Genomic DNA, 18,132 nt, shown 5'->3' with positions numbered 1-18,132 from the left:
ATTTCGACTTATTTTGCTTTTAATGCTGCAATCAATTTTTGATGTAATCCACCAAAACCACCATTGGACATAATCACCACAGCATCGCCCTCACCTGCTTGTGTAACAACGGTACTGATAATGTCATCCAGTGTACGAGCCACAACGGCTTTATTGGTTGCAGCGTCAATGACAGGCTGTAAATCCCAGTCCAGACCTTCAGGTTGATACCACATGACTTCATCTGCAAGACGTGCAGAATGTGCCAAGCCATCTTTATGACTGCCCATACGCATGGTGTTTGAACGTGGTTCAATAATCGCCCAAAGCTTACGTTCGCCTAAACGTTTACGTGCACCTTCAAGCGTTGTATCAATTGCAGTTGGGTGATGGGCAAAGTCATCATATATCTCAATACCATTCACCGTATCAAGTAATTCCATTCGGCGTTTCACCCCACCAAAATTCGATAAGGCTTCACATGCTGTTTCAATTGAAACGCCGACATGTTCAGCTGCTGCAATGGTTGCCAAAGCATTGGCAACACTGTGTTGCCCTGTCATATTCCACTTCACTTCACCTTTTACTACGCCGTGTTGAAGCACTTTAAAATGTGAACCATCCGTAGAAAGCTGTTCAGCATAAACTTCAGCACTGTTATTGGCGTCAAGTGAAGTCCTTACGACAGGTGTCCAACAACCCATTTGTAACACTTCATCGATATTGGTTTCAGTGATCGGGGCAATAATACGACCTTCACTTGGAATGGTACGGACCAAATGATGGAATTGTTTTTGAATCGCTGCTAAATCATCAAAAATATCGGCATGGTCAAATTCAAGATTATTTAAAATCGCAGTTTTTGGATGGTAATGTACGAACTTAGAGCGTTTATCAAAAAAAGCCGAGTCATATTCATCTGCTTCTACACAGAAATATTTTCCACCACCTAAACGTGCGCTTTCACTAAAGCCTAAAGGTACACCACCAATTAAAAAGCCAGGATTTAAACCAGCTTGATCCAGTACCCAAGCCAGCATTGTTGTTGTGGTGGTTTTACCATGGGTACCTGCAACACCAAGCACATGTTTGCCTTGTAAGACATGGTCAGCAAGGAATTGTGGACCTGAAATATATGCTAAACCTTCATTGAGCATATATTCCACCGCATCTATACCACGCTTCATTGCATTGCCTACAATGACAAGATCTGGATGTGGTTGTAAATGACTACGGTCATAGCCTTGCATTAAGGTAATGCCAGCATTTTCGAGTTGGGTCGACATCGGTGGATAAACGTTCGCATCTGAACCGGTGACCTTATGTCCTAAATCACGCGCCAATAGCGCCAATGAACCCATAAAGGTGCCGCAAATACCCAAAATATGCAGATGCATTCGTGTTAACTCCAGTGCTTTTATAGACACATCACTTTGTTGTTGTGGTGTAGCCGTTTCATTTGATTTGAAAGCAACGATAGCAAGGGTTAAGGCGAAAAGATAGTTTTTCTTGTAAGGATAAAATCAATTAGAATTAAACATGATCGTTAGCATTAGGCCCATCAAAACTCAACATTGTCATAGCAAAGAAATATAGGCTATCTTCTTTGCCATTTTGCAAAAATTTAATAACTTTATTCAAAGGAAAAGCTTGGCTATTTCCATCTGTTAAAATAGCTGCGAATTCAAGTGAGTTTTCAATATCATTAAAAAAATTGGGTTCTTTTTGTTTTGCCGTTTCAAAATCAATCCAATACCATTTTTTCATATGATCATTTTTACGAATAGATTCTCCAACATAAGCAGCTGTTCTAATTACAACAGGGATAATTTTATTATCTAATTCAAGATTATAATTACCAATTGAAAGTAAATATTCATCAATATGTTTAATACTTTCTATTGAATAATCCATATTTAAATGATCAAAGAATTCAATATTCGGGATAGGATTTTGTTTCTCCATCGTTAACATATTGGCTAAATCTGCAAATGCGAGGTTAATTTCTGGTAATTCAGCAATAGAACTTGGATTTTCAGAATTTGATTTTGAAAAAAACTTTTTTAATAAATTGAATATGGTATTTAATAAATTTTTCATATGGTTTTTTAAAAATAGTCGTTTTGGATTGTAATTGTCAGGATACGAATAATTTTACACCGTATTTGTTAAAATATCACCAAAATTTAGGTTGTATAGCATGTCCCTCCCCCTTTTATTACTAATTATCTCCAACTGTTTTATGACCTTGGCTTGGTATGGGCATTTAAAATTCTTACATGATGCACCTCTGTGGCAAGCGATCTTGTTTGGTTGGATCATTGCCTTACTTGAATACAGCTTTATGATTCCCGCAACACGTCTATTGGCACAACATGGTTGGTCGTTGGGGCAAATGAAAATCACCCAAGAAGTGGTCACACTGTTGGTGTTTGTTCCATTTATGATTTTCTTGTTTAAACAACCATTTAAATTAGATTATTTATGGGCGGGTTTATGTTTAATGGGCTGCGTGTTTTTTGTGTTTAGAAGCCAGTAGATGAGCTGTGATGATGTGAATTAAAACGGATTTCACTCAGACAGCATATTCATCTCATGTCCCAATCTTTAGCAATTTTCCTGCTGCTTATGAGTTCGAGATCATATTTATTCTCAAATCAAACGGCTTTTAGGTTGTTCCCTTAAAAAAAATTGACTTCCTACGTCTGTTAAATTTTCGTGAGATGAAAAATCAGTCTATAATAGCGAGCTTCTTGATATTCATTTAAACACTGATCACCAGTATTTAAACTTCCTTACATTCGTTTATGGAATATATGCAATGAATGCGGCCGCTGTACAAGACGCTCCTCTCGTTGGAATTATTATGGGTTCTCAATCAGACTGGGCAACTCTCGAAAACACTGCCAATATGCTGAAACAGCTTGGTGTTCCTTTTGAAGCCGAAGTAGTTTCTGCGCATCGTACGCCAGACCGCTTATTTGAATATGCTGAAACAGCACGTGAACGTGGTATTCAGGTGATTATTGCTGGTGCTGGTGGTGCAGCACATTTACCAGGAATGTGCGCAGCAAAAACAGATTTGCCTGTATTGGGTGTTCCTGTGAAATCTTCAATTTTAAATGGCGTTGATTCTTTGTTGTCTATTGTACAAATGCCTGCAGGTATTGCAGTTGGCACATTGGCAATTGGCCCTGCTGGTGCAACCAATGCAGCAATCATGGCCGCTCAAATTTTAGGTTTAACTCGCCCTGAAATTGCAAAAAATGTTGCAGATTTCCGTGCCGCTCAAACCGATAAAGTGGCAAGTAAAAATATTCCGGGTCAAGCTTAAAAACGGGACACAGGTTATGAATAAAACCATCGGTATCTTTGGTGGTGGTCAACTCGGCCGTATGATGGCGCAAGCTGCGCTCCCATTAAATATCCAATGCACATTTTTTGAAGCTGATGCGGATTGTCCATCTGCAATATTAGGACACGTTTTTAGCACTAAAGCTGAAAATGGGTTACAAGATTTTATTGCCAGTGCAGATGTTTTTAGTCTGGAATTTGAAAATACGCCATTGATTGATGTTGATGTATTAACCAAGCAAAAAGATCTGTATCCGCCACGCCAAGCTTTAGCAATCGCACAACATCGCCTTTCTGAAAAGGCTTTATTTGATGAGCTGGAAATTCCTGTTGCGCCGTATAAAGCAGTCGATTCATTGGAGACGCTTAAGCTTGCAGTGAGTGAATTAGGCTTACCAATCGTACTTAAAACTGCGACAGGTGGTTATGATGGTAAAGGTCAATTTGTACTGCGTTCAGTGGATCAAATTGATCAAGCATGGGCTGAGTTGGGGCCAGCAGGATCATTAATCGCTGAAAGTTTTGTGATTTTTTCTCGTGAAGTGTCAATTATTGCGGTGCGTGGTATTGATGGTGATGTAAAAACTTGGCCTTTGGCTGAAAATCATCATCACAATGGTATTCTTTCGCATTCAATAGTTCCTGCTCCAAACAGTGCTGATTTACAGCCCGTTGCGCAGGAATACATCACCCGTTTGTTAAACCATTTGAACTATGTTGGTGTGTTAACACTTGAATTGTTTGTGACTGAAAAAGGCTTATATGCCAATGAGATGGCACCACGTGTGCATAACTCTGGGCATTGGTCAATTGAAGGCGCAGTATGTTCGCAATTTGAAAATCACATTCGCGCAGTGGCAGGTTTACCACTCGGTTCAACCGAAGTGGTTCGACCAACAGTGATGGTAAATATCATCGGGCAACACCCTAAATCCGAAGATGTTTTAGCGTTAAAAGGTGCACATTTACACCTTTATAATAAAACAGAACGTGAAGGTCGTAAAATTGGTCATATCACCCTGATGCCAAATGATACTGCTGAATTAACGACTTTATGTCGTCAATTGGCAAAGATTTTACCGAATCCATTGTCATTAAGCGAAGATATGAACATTTAAGCTTGATTTTGTATGTAAAAAAAGCGGTCAAACTCTTGCCCGCTTTTTTCTACTCTGCTGTTCTGTATCATGACGCTCCCCCTATTTTATCGTTAAGCAATGACCCAAAAATGGATCATTTTCTGGGGATATAAAAACAAGAATGATGATAAAAACAGCTTCAATAAACAGAAAAACAAGCATCTATTTTTAAATTCAAAGTTCAAATTTAAAGGGTTTAGAACATTTGAATTCAAAAGTATTAACAGCAAAACCCAAAAAGTTATCCACTTTGAATTTAAATTAACTTGAAGGTGTTTTTTGAATTTAAAACTTTAAATTTAAACTTTTGCTTGCTCGAAGTGAAAATAACGACTGTGGATAAGTTTTGATTCACCAATCCAAAATCCAAATTGTGGATAAAAATAAACACTTAAGCGAGTTTTTATGGGATTGCGTGGAATTTTAAATTTAAAGCTAAGGTTGCTAAAATAATGATGTTTTTTGAATTCAAATTTGTGTGAAAGTTTTGAATTTAAAAAATGATAAGTTTGCTGGGGTGTGGATAACTATATTTAAATTCAAAACAGTGAACTGTGGGTTATGAATTTAAAATTGAAAAATGAATTCAAAATTTACGTTTTTACATCTGTCATTTTATTCACAGACTGCTATGGTATTCACATAATTTAAATTTAAAACCATTTTGTGGATATTATGCGTCATTTAACTTTGATTTGTGGATCTGTTTTGTTGGCAGCATCGCATGCCAATGCTGAATTAATCATTAACGGTCAGGCTGTATCTAGCTCACCAATCACAACAACACCGAATACAAGCTATACACCCAATTCTAATTTTCAAAGCTGTATTGCAAATTTACGTTCGCAAGCAATCAGTTCAGGTGTTAGTGGCACAACCTTTGATCGTTATACGCAAAATCTAACGCCTGATTATTCAGTCATCAGCAAACTGGATTATCAACCTGAGTTTTCAACACCGATTTGGGATTATCTTTCAGGTTTGGTCGATGAAGAGCGGGTAGAGAAAGGCCGTCAAATGCTGGCTCAGCATCGTGAAGTTTTAAACCGTGTCTCAGCAGCTTACGGCGTTCCTGCAGAAACGGTTGTTGCTGTTTGGGGCGTGGAAAGTAATTTTGGTGACATTTCAGGAAAATATCCTTTATTACAAGCGTTGGGAACTTTAAGTTGTGAAGGGCGTCGACAAGGTTATTTCCGAGGTGAATTCTTTGCCACAATGCGTATTTTACAACGAGGTGATTTACGCGAAGAACAGTTAAAAGGTTCATGGGCTGGGGCATTTGGTCATACTCAATTTATGCCTTCAACGTATGAAGAGTTGGCTGTAGATTTTGATGGTGATGGTCGACGTGACTTGGTTTCAAGTACTTCGGATGCTTTGGCATCAACAGCAAACTTTTTGAAAAAACGTGGCTGGCAAACGGGAATGCCGTGGGGCTTTGAAGTAAAAATTCCAGCTGGCGCCTCTGTAGGTGGTGAAAGTCGTCGTAATAAAAAATCGTTGAGCACTTGGGTAAATCGTGGTTTTACTCGTGTTGACGGTACTCCAATCATTCAAGGCAATTTATCGGAAGGCGCTCAGGCTGGTTTAATGATGCCTGCGGGTGCAAATGGTCCAGCATTCTTGGTGTTTAAAAACTTTGATGCAATTTATTCGTATAATGCTGCGGAAAGTTATGCACTGGCAATTGCACATTTGTCTGATCGTTTACAAGGCAAGGGCAGTTTTCAAACTGCATGGCCAACTGACGATGCAGGAACATCTCGTACAGAACGCCGAGAAATTCAAAATTACTTATTGAAAAAAGGCTATGCGATTGGCGATGCAGATGGCTTGATTGGCGATAAAACGCGTCAGGCTATTCAGCAAGAACAAGTGAAGTTAGGATTGAGTCCAACAGGGCGAGCAGGGCAACAGATTTTAAAAGCTTTTAGAAATGAAGCGGCAAAGAATATGATGCAATAAACGTTTGATCTCATTTAAAAGGTCTGCATAAGCAGACCTTTTTTTATGTGGATTATTCAATTGCGAAAGGGTCAATTTTGACCGCCTCTAAGACATCTAAAATGACAGCGGTAACATCCTGCGTATGATCACGATCATTAAAGATTTCATAGGCTGTAATGGTTACGTCGGTATCGCTAGGTAACTGTTTTTGTTCTTCTTCAATTAAATGTTGAATTGGCAATAAGGTCTGTTTAATTTCAAGGTGTAGAACATCTTTAAACTCGACATTGTCGTCTTCTAGTTCAATGATCTGTTCGTTGAAATAAGGCAGCAGAATCGAATGGAGATAAGGTTGAAGTTCAGTAATATCAAAAATTTCAATATCACGAGTTTGCTCAATCGTGCTGATATGATCATTTACTTCTAAAATAATATGATAATAGCTCACAGTCATCTCCTCAATTTATTGCTTCAGGGATTCACAATAACATGATTTTGCATAAAACTGATTTAAATACATAAATAAATTATGGATTTAAAATTGATAATCATCGCTAAATTTTGCTTATCGTTGTCTTGAGTTTAGCATGGCTAAATCCGCTGTGGTTAATCTAAAATTTTTCAAATCTTGTTCTTTCATCATTGGGTACATGAGTGCTTTAGGATCATTATTGTGCGCTAAGCCCAAAGCATGCCCAAGCTCATGTGCAATCGTGACACGTAAATCTTCGTCCGATGTAAATTCATAGATATTAATGGTTTTACCATCGAATACGCCTTTATCAAATTGGCGCGGTTGGAAACGACTATTAAAGTGATCCACAGATTGATTGTATTGTTGATTGACAGCGTTGAGTTGTTCAACTTGGCGATTTAATTCATAGACTTTTTGATTATAAATATCTAACTGTTGTTTGAGTTGGTTCTGCTCGATGATCAGTTGATTTTTCTGCTGATCTAACTGCAATCTTGCTGTGGCATCTAAATTTTGATGGGATTGATTAAGGGTATTGATCAGCTGATTATACTGGTCAACTTTATGTTGATAATTGGTTTTTTGCAGATCAAGCTCATCATTGGTGCGATCTAATTCAGCGTGAAGTTGCTGAATTTTTTGCTTTTCACTTTGTGTATATTGTTGGGTATTTTGCAAAATACGCAACTCTTGGTTTCTGGCGCTAGATTCCGCTTGGCGTTCGTCATAAATTAAGTTAATCGTCAGTTTGGCATGATCATCATAAACAAAGAGACTTTTCATGGTCCCTTGATGCCAAATATCCGTGGCTTGTTGTGCCAAATTTTGCACCTGCTGTTTACTAACATGAAAACGTGGATCTATCTCGCCAATACGATAACGTAAGCGAGTATCTAAAGGATGCGTGATACGATCAATGGCAGAATTATGATTCAATTGCGGATACATCATGCGCTGTATCGCAAAATAAGCAGTAAAGGCAATTACACAGACTAGAATCCAAAAACGCATGATTGATTTAAAAATAATTGTTGTTGTGGATAATTTATCTGAAAATATAACAATCGCAAATGCTTAAGCAAGTAAAGCTTGCGTGATCAATACAAATATTGATTTCAATTGATGATGTTTTTAGCAGTCAGCTTTAGATGGAAAGCAGCAATATGAATGGAACGCTGAGTTTGGGCATCGCGATGGAAGGTTCATTCACATAATCAGTTGATTTAAACGTTAAACAGGACTTGGATATCAATAAATAAGAGAATAAAAGCAAAAACACTGAGTAATCGATTCATCCAAACAGATCTTTTTAAATAGTCAGGGCTGATATATAAAGCTTTGAATTGTAAAGGATGCAATATGATATAGCTGATTTTCTGTTTAAATACCGGAGTGACAGATTGTTGTTGTTGCTTTAAAACCACTTGGCGCAGAATAAAAGCATTTAGCCACCAGAGTATAAATAGAATGAGTAAAATAATGCTGATACTCAATGTCAAACGAATCCAAGCATTCTGCTCAAAATAGGCAATTTCAGTATAAAAATGGCTCATCAATACAATGCTGACCAGTAACATGGTGCGATAAAAAGTTTGCCGTGTAAATTCAAGGTGCAAAGGATGATTGAGCTTTTGTTTATCCGCTTTACTCACTATTTTCCCTGCAAAAAATGCAAAACCATGACATAGAATCTCTAAAAAGAGATATAAGCCAATGCTGATGGCAAGCGTTTTATACATGATTAATCGTGTTCAAAAATAGGTCGATATAGTGATGGAGTCACTAAAATCATCAATAAAATTCCAGAACAAACAAAGGCCAGATCGTTAAATATCGCTGCATAACTGGTCATGTAAATCCAGTGCATAAAGGGCATAAAATAAATCAGAAATATTGGGAAAAATGTATAGAGATAAGCTTTTCTTGCCCATTCTTTTTTTAAACATAAACCAAATGTGATGATGAGGATGATTAAACCTGCAATCGACATAACTCCCAATTCCCAAGCTTGCGGGTCTTGGTAAAGTGTTTTATCCAGAAGTTCTAACTCGGGTTCAGTACTGTAAATATCGATGACTGCTGCAATGATAGGCAATATAAATTGCGCTATGATCAAGCTGTAATACACTGTATTGGATACAGCAGGAGAGTTTTTCATCATTTGACTCATTATTATTGTGATAATTAAGATAAAAGATTTAGTGAAGATTGGCAATTGATCAGTAAGAAAAACCACTCGATGACTGGAGTGATTTTTCGAGCTTTTTTATAGCACAATATCACTGACGAAATGTTGCACTACTTCGGTTAAATCTTTGGAAAGATAGTGTTGTGTATAGGGCTGTTTAAAATGGGCATGGTAAGCCTGTTCCGAGTCGAAGCGTTCCCAAAGTAGTAAACGGGTTGGCTCTTCTTGACATTGATGCAGTTGAAATAAGGTGCATCCATGTTCTTGTTGAAGAGTGAGCTTACATAATGCTTGTAAGGCTTCACGGGTTTCTAAGATTCTGTCTTTATCTTTAATTTTTAATTCTGCGGTGATGTAAAAACCTGAACTTAACATTGTCTACTCCTAACTCAAATCGTGAGTCAAAAATATTAACTGCTCGAGTTCACTCTAGCTCAAGCATTTTTTGTGCATATATTTCAATTTTATAGTCGACAATACTTTGTTCTTGTTTGAGTCTTTGAATTTCTTGTTTTAATTGAACGGAATGCGCAATAAGAAGTTCTTGTCTTTGTTTTAAGGTTTGTTCTCCTTGTAGTCGAAATTGGGCAAAATCTTGCATTTTTTCTAAAGGCATGCCTGTTGATTTTAAGCGTTTTACCCATTCAAGCCATTCCAGATCAAGTTTGGTATATACACGTCGTCCGGATTGATTACGATGGATATTTTTCAGCAAGCCTATTTGTTCATAATAACGAAGGGTATGGATAGAGAGTCCAGTTTTTTTAGAGATATCAGAGATAAACAAAAGTGACTCCATAGCTTTACGGATAAAAATAGATCATATAAAAAAACCGCTCAATCTCTTGAGCGGTTTTCTAAGATTAAAGTGACAAATTATTTTTTGTCATCTTTAACTTCAGTGAATTCAGCATCTACAACGCCATCATCAGCTTTTTGCTGTTGTTGACCTGCATCACCACCGAATTGGTTAGGATCGAAGCCTTCAGCGCCGCCTTGACCTTGAGCTGCTTCATAAGCACGTTGAGTGATCGGCATAATGATGTTTTGTAAAGCTTCAGTTTTTGCTTTAATCGCATCAACATCATTTTCTTTTGCTGTCACTTCTAACTCAGAAACTGCTGCTTCAATTGCAGTTTTTTCATCAGCAGTGACTTGTTCGCCAAGATCTTTCACAGCTTTGTTTGCAGAAGCAACTAAAGCATCAGCTTCATTACGTGCTTTTGCAAGCTCTTCAAACTTACGATCTTCTTCAGCATTTGCTTCAGCATCTTTGATCATTGCTTCGATTTCAGCATCAGACAAACCAGAGTTTGCTTTGATCTGGATCGATTGTTCTTTACCAGTGCTCTTGTCTTTTGCTGATACTTTTAAGATACCATCAGCATTGATGTCGAACGATACTTCAATTTGTGGCACACCACGTGGCGCAGGTGGAATGTCACCTAATTGGAAGTTACCCAACAATTTGTTTTGTTGAGCCATTTTACGTTCACCTTGGTAAACTGAAATATCTACCGCTGGTTGGTTATCTGCTGCTGTAGAGAACACTTGAGATTTCTTCGCAGGAATCGTAGTGTTTTTCTCAATAATTGCAGTTAATACGCCACCCATGGTTTCGATACCAAGTGTTAATGGTGTTACGTCAAGTAAAAGTACGTCAGTTTTGTCACCAGACAATACCGCACCTTGAATTGCCGCACCAATCGCAACAGCTTCATCCGGGTTCACATCTTTACGAGGTTCTTTACCGAAGAACTCTTGTACTTTCTGTTGAACCATTGGCATACGTGATTGACCACCAACCAAGATCACGTCAGAGATGTCAGAAGTCGAAAGACCTGCATCTTTAAGTGCGATACGGCAAGGCTCAATTGTACGCGCAACTAAATCAGCAACTAAACCTTCTAGTTTGGCACGTGTTACATTCATCACTAAGTGTTTAGGACCAGTTGCATCCGCAGTGATGTATGGCAAGTTAATTTCAGTCGAATTAGATGAAGAAAGCTCAATTTTAGCTTTTTCAGCTGCTTCTTTTAAACGTTGTAATGCAAGTGGATCTTGTTTCAAGTTAAAGTTTTGCTCTTTCTTGAACTCTTCAACCAAATAGTCGATCAATGCATTATCAAAGTCTTCACCACCAAGGAATGTATCACCATTGGTTGACAATACTTCGATTTGTTGGTCGCCATCTAAGTCAGCGATTTCAATGATTGATACGTCAAATGTACCACCACCTAAGTCATATACAGCAACTTTACGGTCGCCTTCTTTTTTGTCCATACCGAACGCAAGTGCAGCAGCAGTTGGTTCGTTAATGATACGTTTAACTTCTAGACCAGCAATACGACCAGCATCTTTTGTTGCTTGACGTTGTGCATCATTGAAGTAAGCAGGAACAGTAATAACAGCTTCTGTTACTGTTTCACCTAAATAATCTTCCGCAGTTTTTTTCATTTTTTTCAAAATTTCTGCAGAGATCTGTTGCGGTGCAAGTTTTTTGTCGTTTACTTCAACCCAAGCATCACCATTATCAGCTTTGATGATTTTGAATGGTGCAATACCGATATCTTTTTGTACTGCTTGGTCTTGATACTTACGACCAATTAAACGCTTGATTGCGAATAATGTATTCTTAGGGTTAGTCACTGCTTGACGTTTAGCAGATTGACCCACAAGAATTTCGCCATCTTTATATGCAACGATAGAAGGTGTTGTACGTGTACCTTCAGCATTTTCAATTACTTTAACTTTATCGCCTTCAAGTACAGCAACACATGAATTCGTTGTACCTAAGTCAATACCAATAATTTTAGCCATAAATCAAATTCCTCTAAATTCTTTTGAATCCCTGGTTTCCTCTTTTTGCAAAGGGGAGTTAAAAGGGATTTTCTTGTTATCCGATATGAGAGCCATTCAAAAATTTTCAAGTCATGATTTGTGAAAATTCATGAAAATATTTTTAAAAAGCTCCTATTTATTACGCTTATTGACCAACCATCACCATTGCAGGGCGAAGTAGTCGACCATTTAAGGTGTAGCCTTTTTGCAAAACTGTGCCAATTTGGTTGGCTTGTGCATTTGGGTCGATCCCGACAGCTTGATGTAAGTCAGCGTTAAAACCATTGGTTGTGTCTGCTTCAACAACACCAAATTTTTCTAAAGTGGTGAGAAGTGATTTCAAGGTCAGTTTTACGCCTTCGAGCACAGGTGTTTCTTCATCACCACCTGCGAGAATCGCACGCTCAAGGTTGTCGACAGAATTTAATAATTCTTTCGCAAACTTTTCTAACACAATGTCTTTATGCTTTTCAGCATCACGTTGAATACGTTCTACACTTTTTTGTGCTTCATAAACTGCATTTGCAGTACGTGCTTTTTCGAGTTTTAAGCTCTCTTCAAGATGACTGATTTGAGCCTGTAAAGCTTCAACGGTAACTTCAACCTGTTCATTTTCAGCCTGAGTTTGCTGTTCGGCTTGCTCGTTTTGAATATCTTGGGCTTCTTGATTCTGCTCAGTTGCCATTGATTTACTCCGTTTAAATGGGTTCTTAAACATGTACAGTCCTTATCGGCAGCAGTTTTGCACTGTGTTCATTTTTGAACTGCCATGATCGTTTAATTCATTAATGAATAAGAAATGTGGGCGAGCCGCTAAAATTCAAGCAGTTTTAGACATTATTTAATGAAATTCAGTAAAAAAAGCGGATCTAAGAGAGGAATCCCAAAATTCAAAGATATTTTTGCTGGAATAATCATCAAATCAATGATTTTTTTTTAGATTAAAAATTTAAATTTATGAGGAATTGATGCGGTTATTGCTTAAAAATGATGAGTAAATTCAAAAATTAAAATTGAATGAATAGATCAAAATACTTAACTCACATGTAAAACCGATTAAACTTATTGAAAATAAGGCTTTGCGAAAAAGCAATAATTTAATTATCATGCTTCATAGATTCTATGGCTGTAGTTTCTTTTTTTAGTTTGAACAACGTTTTCATAGCTTATCCAATCTTCTTGGGTAAGCTTTTTTTTGTCTTGTTAAAAGCCATTAACAATGTAATTAATGCGAAACTTTTATGGTAAAAGTATATCTTTTATCAGGCTGACTTTTGCCTAATCACATTGAATTCCATCAAAAAACCCAGCGAAATGAAACAAGTATAATGAAAAATAAAATCGGTCAATATAAATCATTGATTTAATAAACTTTGCATAACTTATACGGCAACACCTTAAAAGTCTAACCAAGCTTCAACGAAGTTTGCAGAAAAAATAGCAATCATAGTCAGCACGACAACGCAGTCCTGTGTTGCCGTTTTTTGATAGAGTGATAAAGGAATTTATGATGAAAAAATCAGGTCTTATTTTTATGCTATTGGCTGGTGTTGCGGTCATGAGTACGGCGTGTACATCAAGTGAAACAACCCAAGCACCTGAAACAACCCAATCAGCACCAATGGGTTCTGCAGATCAACAGCAATCGGCACAAACTGCGACTGTAGATCCGACTCAACAAGGTACTGCTGTTGAGGGCGATGCGACGATTCAGCAATCACAACCTGCTCAAGCAACCAATGACCCAAGTTTAGTTGAACAACCTTCAGCTCAGTAAATTTTAAAATAAAAAATCAGGCAATTTATGGATGCCTCCATTGCCTGATTTTTTATCAATAATTTAAGCACGATGACAAATAAATTAGAATCCAAACAATAAGTTCTTGGTTGATAAAATAAAGCCATTTTTAGCTGCGCCAACATTGAGCAGAATAAACAGACGAATATCGTCGGAAACGTCTATGCATTATAGATTCAATGTCTTGCTCAGATGCCGAAATACTGTGGACACTCGCAGTAGATGCTTTGACTCGGGATGTGTGAGAAGCCACAATTCAGTCTGGCATTCATCGAGGGTGTCGGTCAAAGCGATCAGATCTCTGCGTTGCTGGGTAAGAAATACCGGCAGTACTCCTACACCCATACCAGCGGCCACCAACTCCATGACTGTGAGAATACTGTTAACGCGATAACGGAGTACGGCTTTGGGATGATGACGTTTGCGCCAGATTACCGAAGGATGCTCAGGTAAGCCATCGTCAGGGACGATCCAGTCGACGGCAGCCTCAACTTGTTGATCGTACTCGATACGATTACTGCCATATAACGCCATTCGGATTGGAGCGATGTGTTTGCCTACGAGATGGAGTGGGGGAGTGTTGGTTGCGCGCACTGCAATGTCGGCTTCACGTCGCGTCAGGCTCGTCAGTTCATTGCCAGTATGCAACTCATACTCCAACAAGGGATGAATATTCGCGAGTTTGTGTAGTGCGGGCGCGAGCAAACCATGTAGGAGGGTATCTGTGGTGGCGATGCGCACTGTACCGGATACCTGCTCTGGTGTGAGTTGTATGGCGGAACGGGCTTGCTCTAACTGTGTTTCCACTTGCTCGGCATGTTCGGCCAGTACTTGTGCTTGTTCAGATGGTAAATATCCTGCCCGTGAGCGTTCAAATAACGGATGCCCTAAGCCACGTTCGATACGACGAATTGCACGAAAAATCGTTGAAGCATCGACGTTTAATCGTTCACCAGCTCTCGCAAGATTAGCCGTTCGTACCAAAGCCAGAATGATTTCTAGATCACGAGCTTCTAGTTTGTATTGCGATTTTGCAATCATTGCTTTCTTATTTGCCTATTTTTATTGTGATATTGCAATCATATGATGAAAGCTATGCATTGGTAAATTGGAAGTTTTTATGGCAAATACAACTTCTTGCGCTCTCTATAGTAGTGCATTGCTACATATCCATTTAAGTATTAAGTGGATAGCCGTGTTGTGGTGCAGTGATTGTTTCTTACTGAGTAATGTTGAATGGAGGAACACACAATGAGCCCCCATCTGATCTTAATCAGCCATGTGCTGTGCCCATATGTGCAACGTGCTGTGATTGTGCTCAAGGAGAAAGGAGTCTGTTTCGAACGTCGTGATGTAGATTTGGCAAACAAGCCAGACTGGTTCAAGGCGTGCTCACCTTTGGGTAAGACACCCGTACTGTTGGTCGATGATGTGCGGATTTTCGAGTCGGCCGTGATCTGCGAATATTTAGAAGATACATTGACACCACGTTTACATCCCAACGATGCCTTGATCCGTGCCCAGCATCGCGCATGGATGGCGTTTGGTTCATCAATGCTCAACAGCATTGGCGCCTTCTACAATGCCAAAAATGATATGGCATTGGTTGTGCAAGCTGGGTTGATTCGTGCACAACTGGTACAGATTGAGGCGGAACTCGTCAATGGGCCTTGGTTTGCTGGAGAACACTTCAGCCTAGTGGATGCTGTATTTGGTCCAGTATTTCGCTACTTCGATGTATTTGATCGCCTCGGTGATTTTCACTTTTTTGATGATCTACCCAAGACAAAAGCTTGGCGCACGGCGCTGGCTGAACGTGCATCAGTGCGAGAAGCTGCACATCCAGACTATCAGATACTTCTTCGAGAGTTTCTTTGCAAGCGAGATTCGGCCTTATCACGCAGGGTTAAGGTGTAGTCAGGGACGTTGCGAGATGTGTCACAGCAATCGGCGCAAAAAAACAAGCTCAGCAATTGCGCCGTATCTAGTTTAAAGCTCACGTGATTTATACGTAAGCTTTGACAGCAGAAATTTTGATCAGACCTTATTCACCCGCCAATGAACATTCAAAGTTGGTTCGATCTACAGTACAACGCGCCCGTTTAAGCACTGACATCATGGTTGGATCGTAAATACCTTGATGGGTTAAATCCATACGCCCATCTCTTAACAGTTTTTGATATTTTTCAGTATCGGCTTTACTTAAATTCAAACGATATTTGGCTGGAATGCCTTCTTCTAAACGTTTGACCATACTGAATTGACGCGGAAGCTGCTTAATAAACCAGGTTCTAGAGTCATTGCCAAAAGTAGCAGGGAATTTTTGAGATCTAAACACCAAATCAGCAGTGACATTGAGCACGGGGAAATTGATTAATGCACCTTTAGAGCCAAGCCCTTTTTCCATTTCTAAGGGTTTAAAGGCATAGGCTGGTGCACCCACCATCGGTACTTCACCGGTATTAAACTTCTTAATAAAATTGGAAATATCGGACGGAACAGGAATTGCCCCGACACGTTCAACCATTGCAATTTGCGCTTTGTCATACGCCAATACTGCGAATTTCTTGCCTTTACCTTTTTCAATGGTATTGATGGCTCGATCATTTACAAAGATATAAGCAGGGCCGATTTGACCGATTCCACCAATTTCTATTTCTTCATTGTCTATCGTGGTTTTTAAGCGTTTTACATTACGCTTATCCAAGACAAAGGTAATCGCCTTGAGCGCAATGGCATTGGTTGGAACACCCCCCAACGCGTCAATTGATCCTGCGAATTTATTGTATTGGCGTGCACGCATTGTGGTGATATAGGCAGCATCACATTTACCATTTTTAAAATCTTTATCAGCAAGCTCTTCATTTTGGTAAGCAATCAGCTGGACATCGCTATGCCATGTTTTTGCAGCGAGTGCCCACTCTTCCATCATTTTATAGGATTCACCAGCTTTCCCTAATAAATCAAAAACACAAATTTCTTGTTTTGCTTGAGAGGTGCTTGATATTCCTAATAATACGATTGTAGTAAGGGCAAGAAATTCCTTTTTCATGTTATATCCTTATACTTAAAACGCGTTTTATTTATACTAAATATAGTAATTTTATTTGAATAAAAATAGAGTTTTTACTCTATTTCCGATGAACAAACCATTGAATAGCTTAATTAATGTGATATGTTTATCTTAACAAGATATTATTGTGATATTGTTTTGGTTGTTGGTGTAGGTTTAGTGGCTTAATTAAAATCTTGTTAATTTTGATCGACCTAGAAAAATAAAATAGATTTCAAGTTTTGTTAATCAATAAAACGTATAAGTAAATCTAAAAAACGTATTTTTAATAATATACAAAAAAACCGTACCATGAACCTGATTCCCATCTCTTTTTATTTATTCTAGTCCATACATTGATCATGAAATTTCAGCAACTGATTTTGCTTTGCTCAGCTATAAGCTTATATAGCTATAGTGGTTTGGCAAATGCTCGCCCTATCGTCATTGGTTATCAAACCAACATAGAACCTGCCAAAGTTGCACAGGCTGACGGTGTGTATGACAAAGTGATTGGGGAAAAACTGGATTGGCGCTTATTTAATAGTGGCGCGGAAGTTTTAACTGCATTGGCTTCAGGTTCTGTAGATATCGCACTGATTGGTTCAAGTCCTTTGGGGGCAGCTGTTGCCAATAATTTGCCCATAGAGGTGTTTTTAATTTCTACCGATCTGAAAAGTGCGGAAGCCTTAGTAGTGAGAAATGGCTCAGGAATTAATAGTCCTCAGGACTTGATTGGGAAAAAGGTGGCCACCCCATTTGCTTCGACTTCCCATTACAGTTTATTGGGGGCTTTGCAGCATTGGAATATTAAAACCAATCAAATACGGTTGTTGAACCTAAAACCAGCTGAAATTAATGCAGCATGGCGCAGAGGCGATATAGATGCAGCTTTTGTCTGGTCACCTGCACTTGCCAATATTAAGAAAACTGGCAAGGTTATGACGGATGCAGGGCAGGTTGGGCAATGGGGTTCGCCTACATTTGAAGTTTGGGTGGCACGTAAAGATTTTGCACAGAAGCATCCTGAGGTCTTAACAAAGTTTTCTACAGTGACACTGAACTATTACCAATCTTATAACCAGAATAAAAGTCGTTGGACGGCCAATTCAGCTGAAGTGCAAAAAATTGCCAAAATTACCGGCGTAGATGCTCAAGATGTGCCAGCGCTTCTTGCTGGTGCCGCCTATCCAGATCGTCAGGCGCAATTAAGCACTCAATACCTTGGTGGGCGGACTACACAAAATATTGTCAACTCAGTGAACTTTTTAAAAGCACAAGGTTTGGTGAGAAAGGTTTCTCCAAATTATCAACAGTTTATTAACACGCGTTTTATTCAAACATCGAAATAGAGATCGG

19 protein-coding genes are annotated in these 18,132 nt (G+C 38.7%); 7 read left to right on the top strand and 12 right to left on the bottom strand.

The genetic code is table 11. The annotated features are described in order from the left end of the window. Nucleotides 1–8: 8 nt before the first annotated feature. Together mpl and MTO68_RS22980 are read right to left on the bottom strand one after the other, a co-directional pair. Nucleotides 9–1,376 (bottom strand): UDP-N-acetylmuramate:L-alanyl-gamma-D-glutamyl-meso-diaminopimelate ligase, encoded by a 1,368-nt coding sequence (gene mpl, locus MTO68_RS22985; protein WP_244014514.1) that lies wholly within the window; start codon nucleotides 1,374–1,376, stop codon nucleotides 9–11. 136 nt (nucleotides 1,377–1,512) lie between these two features. Then, nucleotides 1,513–2,079, bottom strand: coding sequence for a hypothetical protein (locus tag MTO68_RS22980; RefSeq protein ID WP_244014512.1), 567 nt, complete (start codon nucleotides 2,077–2,079; stop codon nucleotides 1,513–1,515). Between the two features lie 100 nt (nucleotides 2,080–2,179). On the opposite strand from MTO68_RS22980, the gene MTO68_RS22975 reads away from it, so the two are divergent. The 4 genes from MTO68_RS22975 (at nucleotide 2,180) to MTO68_RS22960 (ending at nucleotide 6,437) form a co-directional block, all read left to right on the top strand. Next, on the top strand, nucleotides 2,180–2,518 hold the full coding sequence (locus MTO68_RS22975) for a DMT family protein (protein WP_004818150.1): 339 nt from the start codon (nucleotides 2,180–2,182) through the stop codon (nucleotides 2,516–2,518). Nucleotides 2,519–2,800: 282 nt separating this feature from the next. Then, nucleotides 2,801–3,313 (top strand): 5-(carboxyamino)imidazole ribonucleotide mutase, encoded by a 513-nt coding sequence (gene purE, locus MTO68_RS22970; protein ID WP_004718991.1) that lies wholly within the window; start codon nucleotides 2,801–2,803, stop codon nucleotides 3,311–3,313. A 16-nt stretch (nucleotides 3,314–3,329) separates the two neighbouring features. Next, on the top strand, nucleotides 3,330–4,451 hold the full coding sequence (locus MTO68_RS22965) for a 5-(carboxyamino)imidazole ribonucleotide synthase (protein ID WP_244014510.1): 1,122 nt from the start codon (nucleotides 3,330–3,332) through the stop codon (nucleotides 4,449–4,451). A 696-nt stretch (nucleotides 4,452–5,147) separates the two neighbouring features. Next, nucleotides 5,148–6,437 carry a lytic murein transglycosylase gene (locus tag MTO68_RS22960; protein WP_244014508.1) on the top strand — a complete coding sequence of 430 codons (1,290 nt, stop codon included), beginning with the start codon at nucleotides 5,148–5,150 and terminating at the stop codon, nucleotides 6,435–6,437. A 52-nt stretch (nucleotides 6,438–6,489) separates the two neighbouring features. Here MTO68_RS22960 and MTO68_RS22955 read toward each other — a convergent pair whose 3' ends face one another. From MTO68_RS22955 to grpE, 8 genes are all read right to left on the bottom strand, one after another. Beyond that, nucleotides 6,490–6,873, bottom strand: a complete 384-nt coding sequence (locus MTO68_RS22955; protein WP_154130490.1) for a hypothetical protein — start codon at nucleotides 6,871–6,873, stop codon at nucleotides 6,490–6,492. 111 nt (nucleotides 6,874–6,984) lie between these two features. Continuing rightward, nucleotides 6,985–7,905: a matrixin family metalloprotease gene (locus tag MTO68_RS22950; RefSeq protein ID WP_244014506.1), complete on the bottom strand. Its 921-nt coding sequence runs from the start codon at nucleotides 7,903–7,905 to the stop codon at nucleotides 6,985–6,987. Nucleotides 7,906–8,117: 212 nt separating this feature from the next. Continuing rightward, nucleotides 8,118–8,633: a hypothetical protein gene (locus tag MTO68_RS22945; protein WP_244014504.1), complete on the bottom strand. Its 516-nt coding sequence runs from the start codon at nucleotides 8,631–8,633 to the stop codon at nucleotides 8,118–8,120. A 2-nt stretch (nucleotides 8,634–8,635) separates the two neighbouring features. Then, nucleotides 8,636–9,055, bottom strand: coding sequence for a hypothetical protein (locus MTO68_RS22940; RefSeq protein WP_016539686.1), 420 nt, complete (start codon nucleotides 9,053–9,055; stop codon nucleotides 8,636–8,638). A 105-nt stretch (nucleotides 9,056–9,160) separates the two neighbouring features. Then, nucleotides 9,161–9,457, bottom strand: a complete 297-nt coding sequence (locus MTO68_RS22935) for an antibiotic biosynthesis monooxygenase (RefSeq protein WP_244014503.1) — start codon at nucleotides 9,455–9,457, stop codon at nucleotides 9,161–9,163. Between the two features lie 49 nt (nucleotides 9,458–9,506). After that, nucleotides 9,507–9,869: a MerR family transcriptional regulator gene (locus MTO68_RS22930; protein WP_004818140.1), complete on the bottom strand. Its 363-nt coding sequence runs from the start codon at nucleotides 9,867–9,869 to the stop codon at nucleotides 9,507–9,509. An 89-nt stretch (nucleotides 9,870–9,958) separates the two neighbouring features. Further along, complete coding sequence (gene dnaK / locus MTO68_RS22925; protein ID WP_004719012.1) at nucleotides 9,959–11,902, bottom strand: molecular chaperone DnaK; 1,944 nt, start codon at nucleotides 11,900–11,902, stop codon at nucleotides 9,959–9,961. Nucleotides 11,903–12,068: 166 nt separating this feature from the next. Then, nucleotides 12,069–12,608 (bottom strand): nucleotide exchange factor GrpE, encoded by a 540-nt coding sequence (grpE, locus tag MTO68_RS22920; RefSeq protein ID WP_004719014.1) that lies wholly within the window; start codon nucleotides 12,606–12,608, stop codon nucleotides 12,069–12,071. An 822-nt stretch (nucleotides 12,609–13,430) separates the two neighbouring features. On the opposite strand from grpE, the gene MTO68_RS22915 reads away from it, so the two are divergent. Further along, on the top strand, nucleotides 13,431–13,700 hold the full coding sequence (locus MTO68_RS22915; RefSeq protein ID WP_244014501.1) for a hypothetical protein: 270 nt from the start codon (nucleotides 13,431–13,433) through the stop codon (nucleotides 13,698–13,700). A 189-nt stretch (nucleotides 13,701–13,889) separates the two neighbouring features. Here MTO68_RS22915 and MTO68_RS22910 read toward each other — a convergent pair whose 3' ends face one another. Continuing rightward, nucleotides 13,890–14,762, bottom strand: coding sequence for a LysR family transcriptional regulator (locus MTO68_RS22910; protein ID WP_244014499.1), 873 nt, complete (start codon nucleotides 14,760–14,762; stop codon nucleotides 13,890–13,892). Nucleotides 14,763–14,972: 210 nt separating this feature from the next. Here MTO68_RS22910 and MTO68_RS22905 point away from each other — a divergent pair, with 210 nt between their 5' ends. After that, nucleotides 14,973–15,638 carry a glutathione S-transferase family protein gene (locus MTO68_RS22905; protein WP_244014498.1) on the top strand — a complete coding sequence of 222 codons (666 nt, stop codon included), beginning with the start codon at nucleotides 14,973–14,975 and terminating at the stop codon, nucleotides 15,636–15,638. A 127-nt stretch (nucleotides 15,639–15,765) separates the two neighbouring features. Here MTO68_RS22905 and MTO68_RS22900 read toward each other — a convergent pair whose 3' ends face one another. Next, nucleotides 15,766–16,773 (bottom strand): putative solute-binding protein, encoded by a 1,008-nt coding sequence (locus tag MTO68_RS22900; protein WP_244014496.1) that lies wholly within the window; start codon nucleotides 16,771–16,773, stop codon nucleotides 15,766–15,768. A 362-nt stretch (nucleotides 16,774–17,135) separates the two neighbouring features. Between MTO68_RS22900 and tauA the strand changes: the two genes are divergently transcribed. Continuing rightward, a complete protein-coding gene (gene tauA, locus MTO68_RS22895) occupies nucleotides 17,136–18,125 on the top strand; it encodes a taurine ABC transporter substrate-binding protein (protein ID WP_004818131.1) in 990 nt (329 codons plus the stop codon). Nucleotides 18,126–18,132 lie beyond the last annotated feature (7 nt).

The organism is Acinetobacter sp. NyZ410 (genome assembly GCF_022828975.1).
In the GTDB taxonomy this organism is placed as follows: Bacteria; Pseudomonadota; Gammaproteobacteria; order Pseudomonadales; family Moraxellaceae; genus Acinetobacter; species Acinetobacter guillouiae.
Note: the sequence above shows the minus strand (reverse complement) of the source record. Positions and strands in the feature narration are given on the sequence as shown.

What these genes read in the sequence shown, in the direction of transcription:
- MTO68_RS22965 (WP_244014510.1), top strand. Translation starts at nt 3,330, where the DNA reads ATGAATAAAACCATCGGTATCTTTGGTGGTGGTCAACTCGGCCGTATG.
- dnaK (WP_004719012.1), bottom strand. Translation starts at nt 11,902, where the DNA reads ATGGCTAAAATTATTGGTATTGACTTAGGTACAACGAATTCATGTGTT.
- MTO68_RS22955 (WP_154130490.1), bottom strand. Translation starts at nt 6,873, where the DNA reads ATGACTGTGAGCTATTATCATATTATTTTAGAAGTAAATGATCATATC.
- MTO68_RS22960 (WP_244014508.1), top strand. Translation starts at nt 5,148, where the DNA reads ATGCGTCATTTAACTTTGATTTGTGGATCTGTTTTGTTGGCAGCATCG.
- MTO68_RS22950 (WP_244014506.1), bottom strand. Translation starts at nt 7,905, where the DNA reads ATGCGTTTTTGGATTCTAGTCTGTGTAATTGCCTTTACTGCTTATTTT.
- MTO68_RS22975 (WP_004818150.1), top strand. Translation starts at nt 2,180, where the DNA reads ATGTCCCTCCCCCTTTTATTACTAATTATCTCCAACTGTTTTATGACC.
- MTO68_RS22935 (WP_244014503.1), bottom strand. Translation starts at nt 9,457, where the DNA reads ATGTTAAGTTCAGGTTTTTACATCACCGCAGAATTAAAAATTAAAGAT.
- MTO68_RS22915 (WP_244014501.1), top strand. Translation starts at nt 13,431, where the DNA reads ATGATGAAAAAATCAGGTCTTATTTTTATGCTATTGGCTGGTGTTGCG.
- MTO68_RS22900 (WP_244014496.1), bottom strand. Translation starts at nt 16,773, where the DNA reads ATGAAAAAGGAATTTCTTGCCCTTACTACAATCGTATTATTAGGAATA.
- mpl (WP_244014514.1), bottom strand. Translation starts at nt 1,376, where the DNA reads ATGCATCTGCATATTTTGGGTATTTGCGGCACCTTTATGGGTTCATTG.
- MTO68_RS22945 (WP_244014504.1), bottom strand. Translation starts at nt 8,633, where the DNA reads ATGTATAAAACGCTTGCCATCAGCATTGGCTTATATCTCTTTTTAGAG.
- MTO68_RS22910 (WP_244014499.1), bottom strand. Translation starts at nt 14,762, where the DNA reads ATGATTGCAAAATCGCAATACAAACTAGAAGCTCGTGATCTAGAAATC.
- MTO68_RS22980 (WP_244014512.1), bottom strand. Translation starts at nt 2,079, where the DNA reads ATGAAAAATTTATTAAATACCATATTCAATTTATTAAAAAAGTTTTTT.
- MTO68_RS22905 (WP_244014498.1), top strand. Translation starts at nt 14,973, where the DNA reads ATGAGCCCCCATCTGATCTTAATCAGCCATGTGCTGTGCCCATATGTG.
- tauA (WP_004818131.1), top strand. Translation starts at nt 17,136, where the DNA reads ATGAAATTTCAGCAACTGATTTTGCTTTGCTCAGCTATAAGCTTATAT.
- MTO68_RS22940 (WP_016539686.1), bottom strand. Translation starts at nt 9,055, where the DNA reads ATGATGAAAAACTCTCCTGCTGTATCCAATACAGTGTATTACAGCTTG.
- purE (WP_004718991.1), top strand. Translation starts at nt 2,801, where the DNA reads ATGAATGCGGCCGCTGTACAAGACGCTCCTCTCGTTGGAATTATTATG.
- grpE (WP_004719014.1), bottom strand. Translation starts at nt 12,608, where the DNA reads ATGGCAACTGAGCAGAATCAAGAAGCCCAAGATATTCAAAACGAGCAA.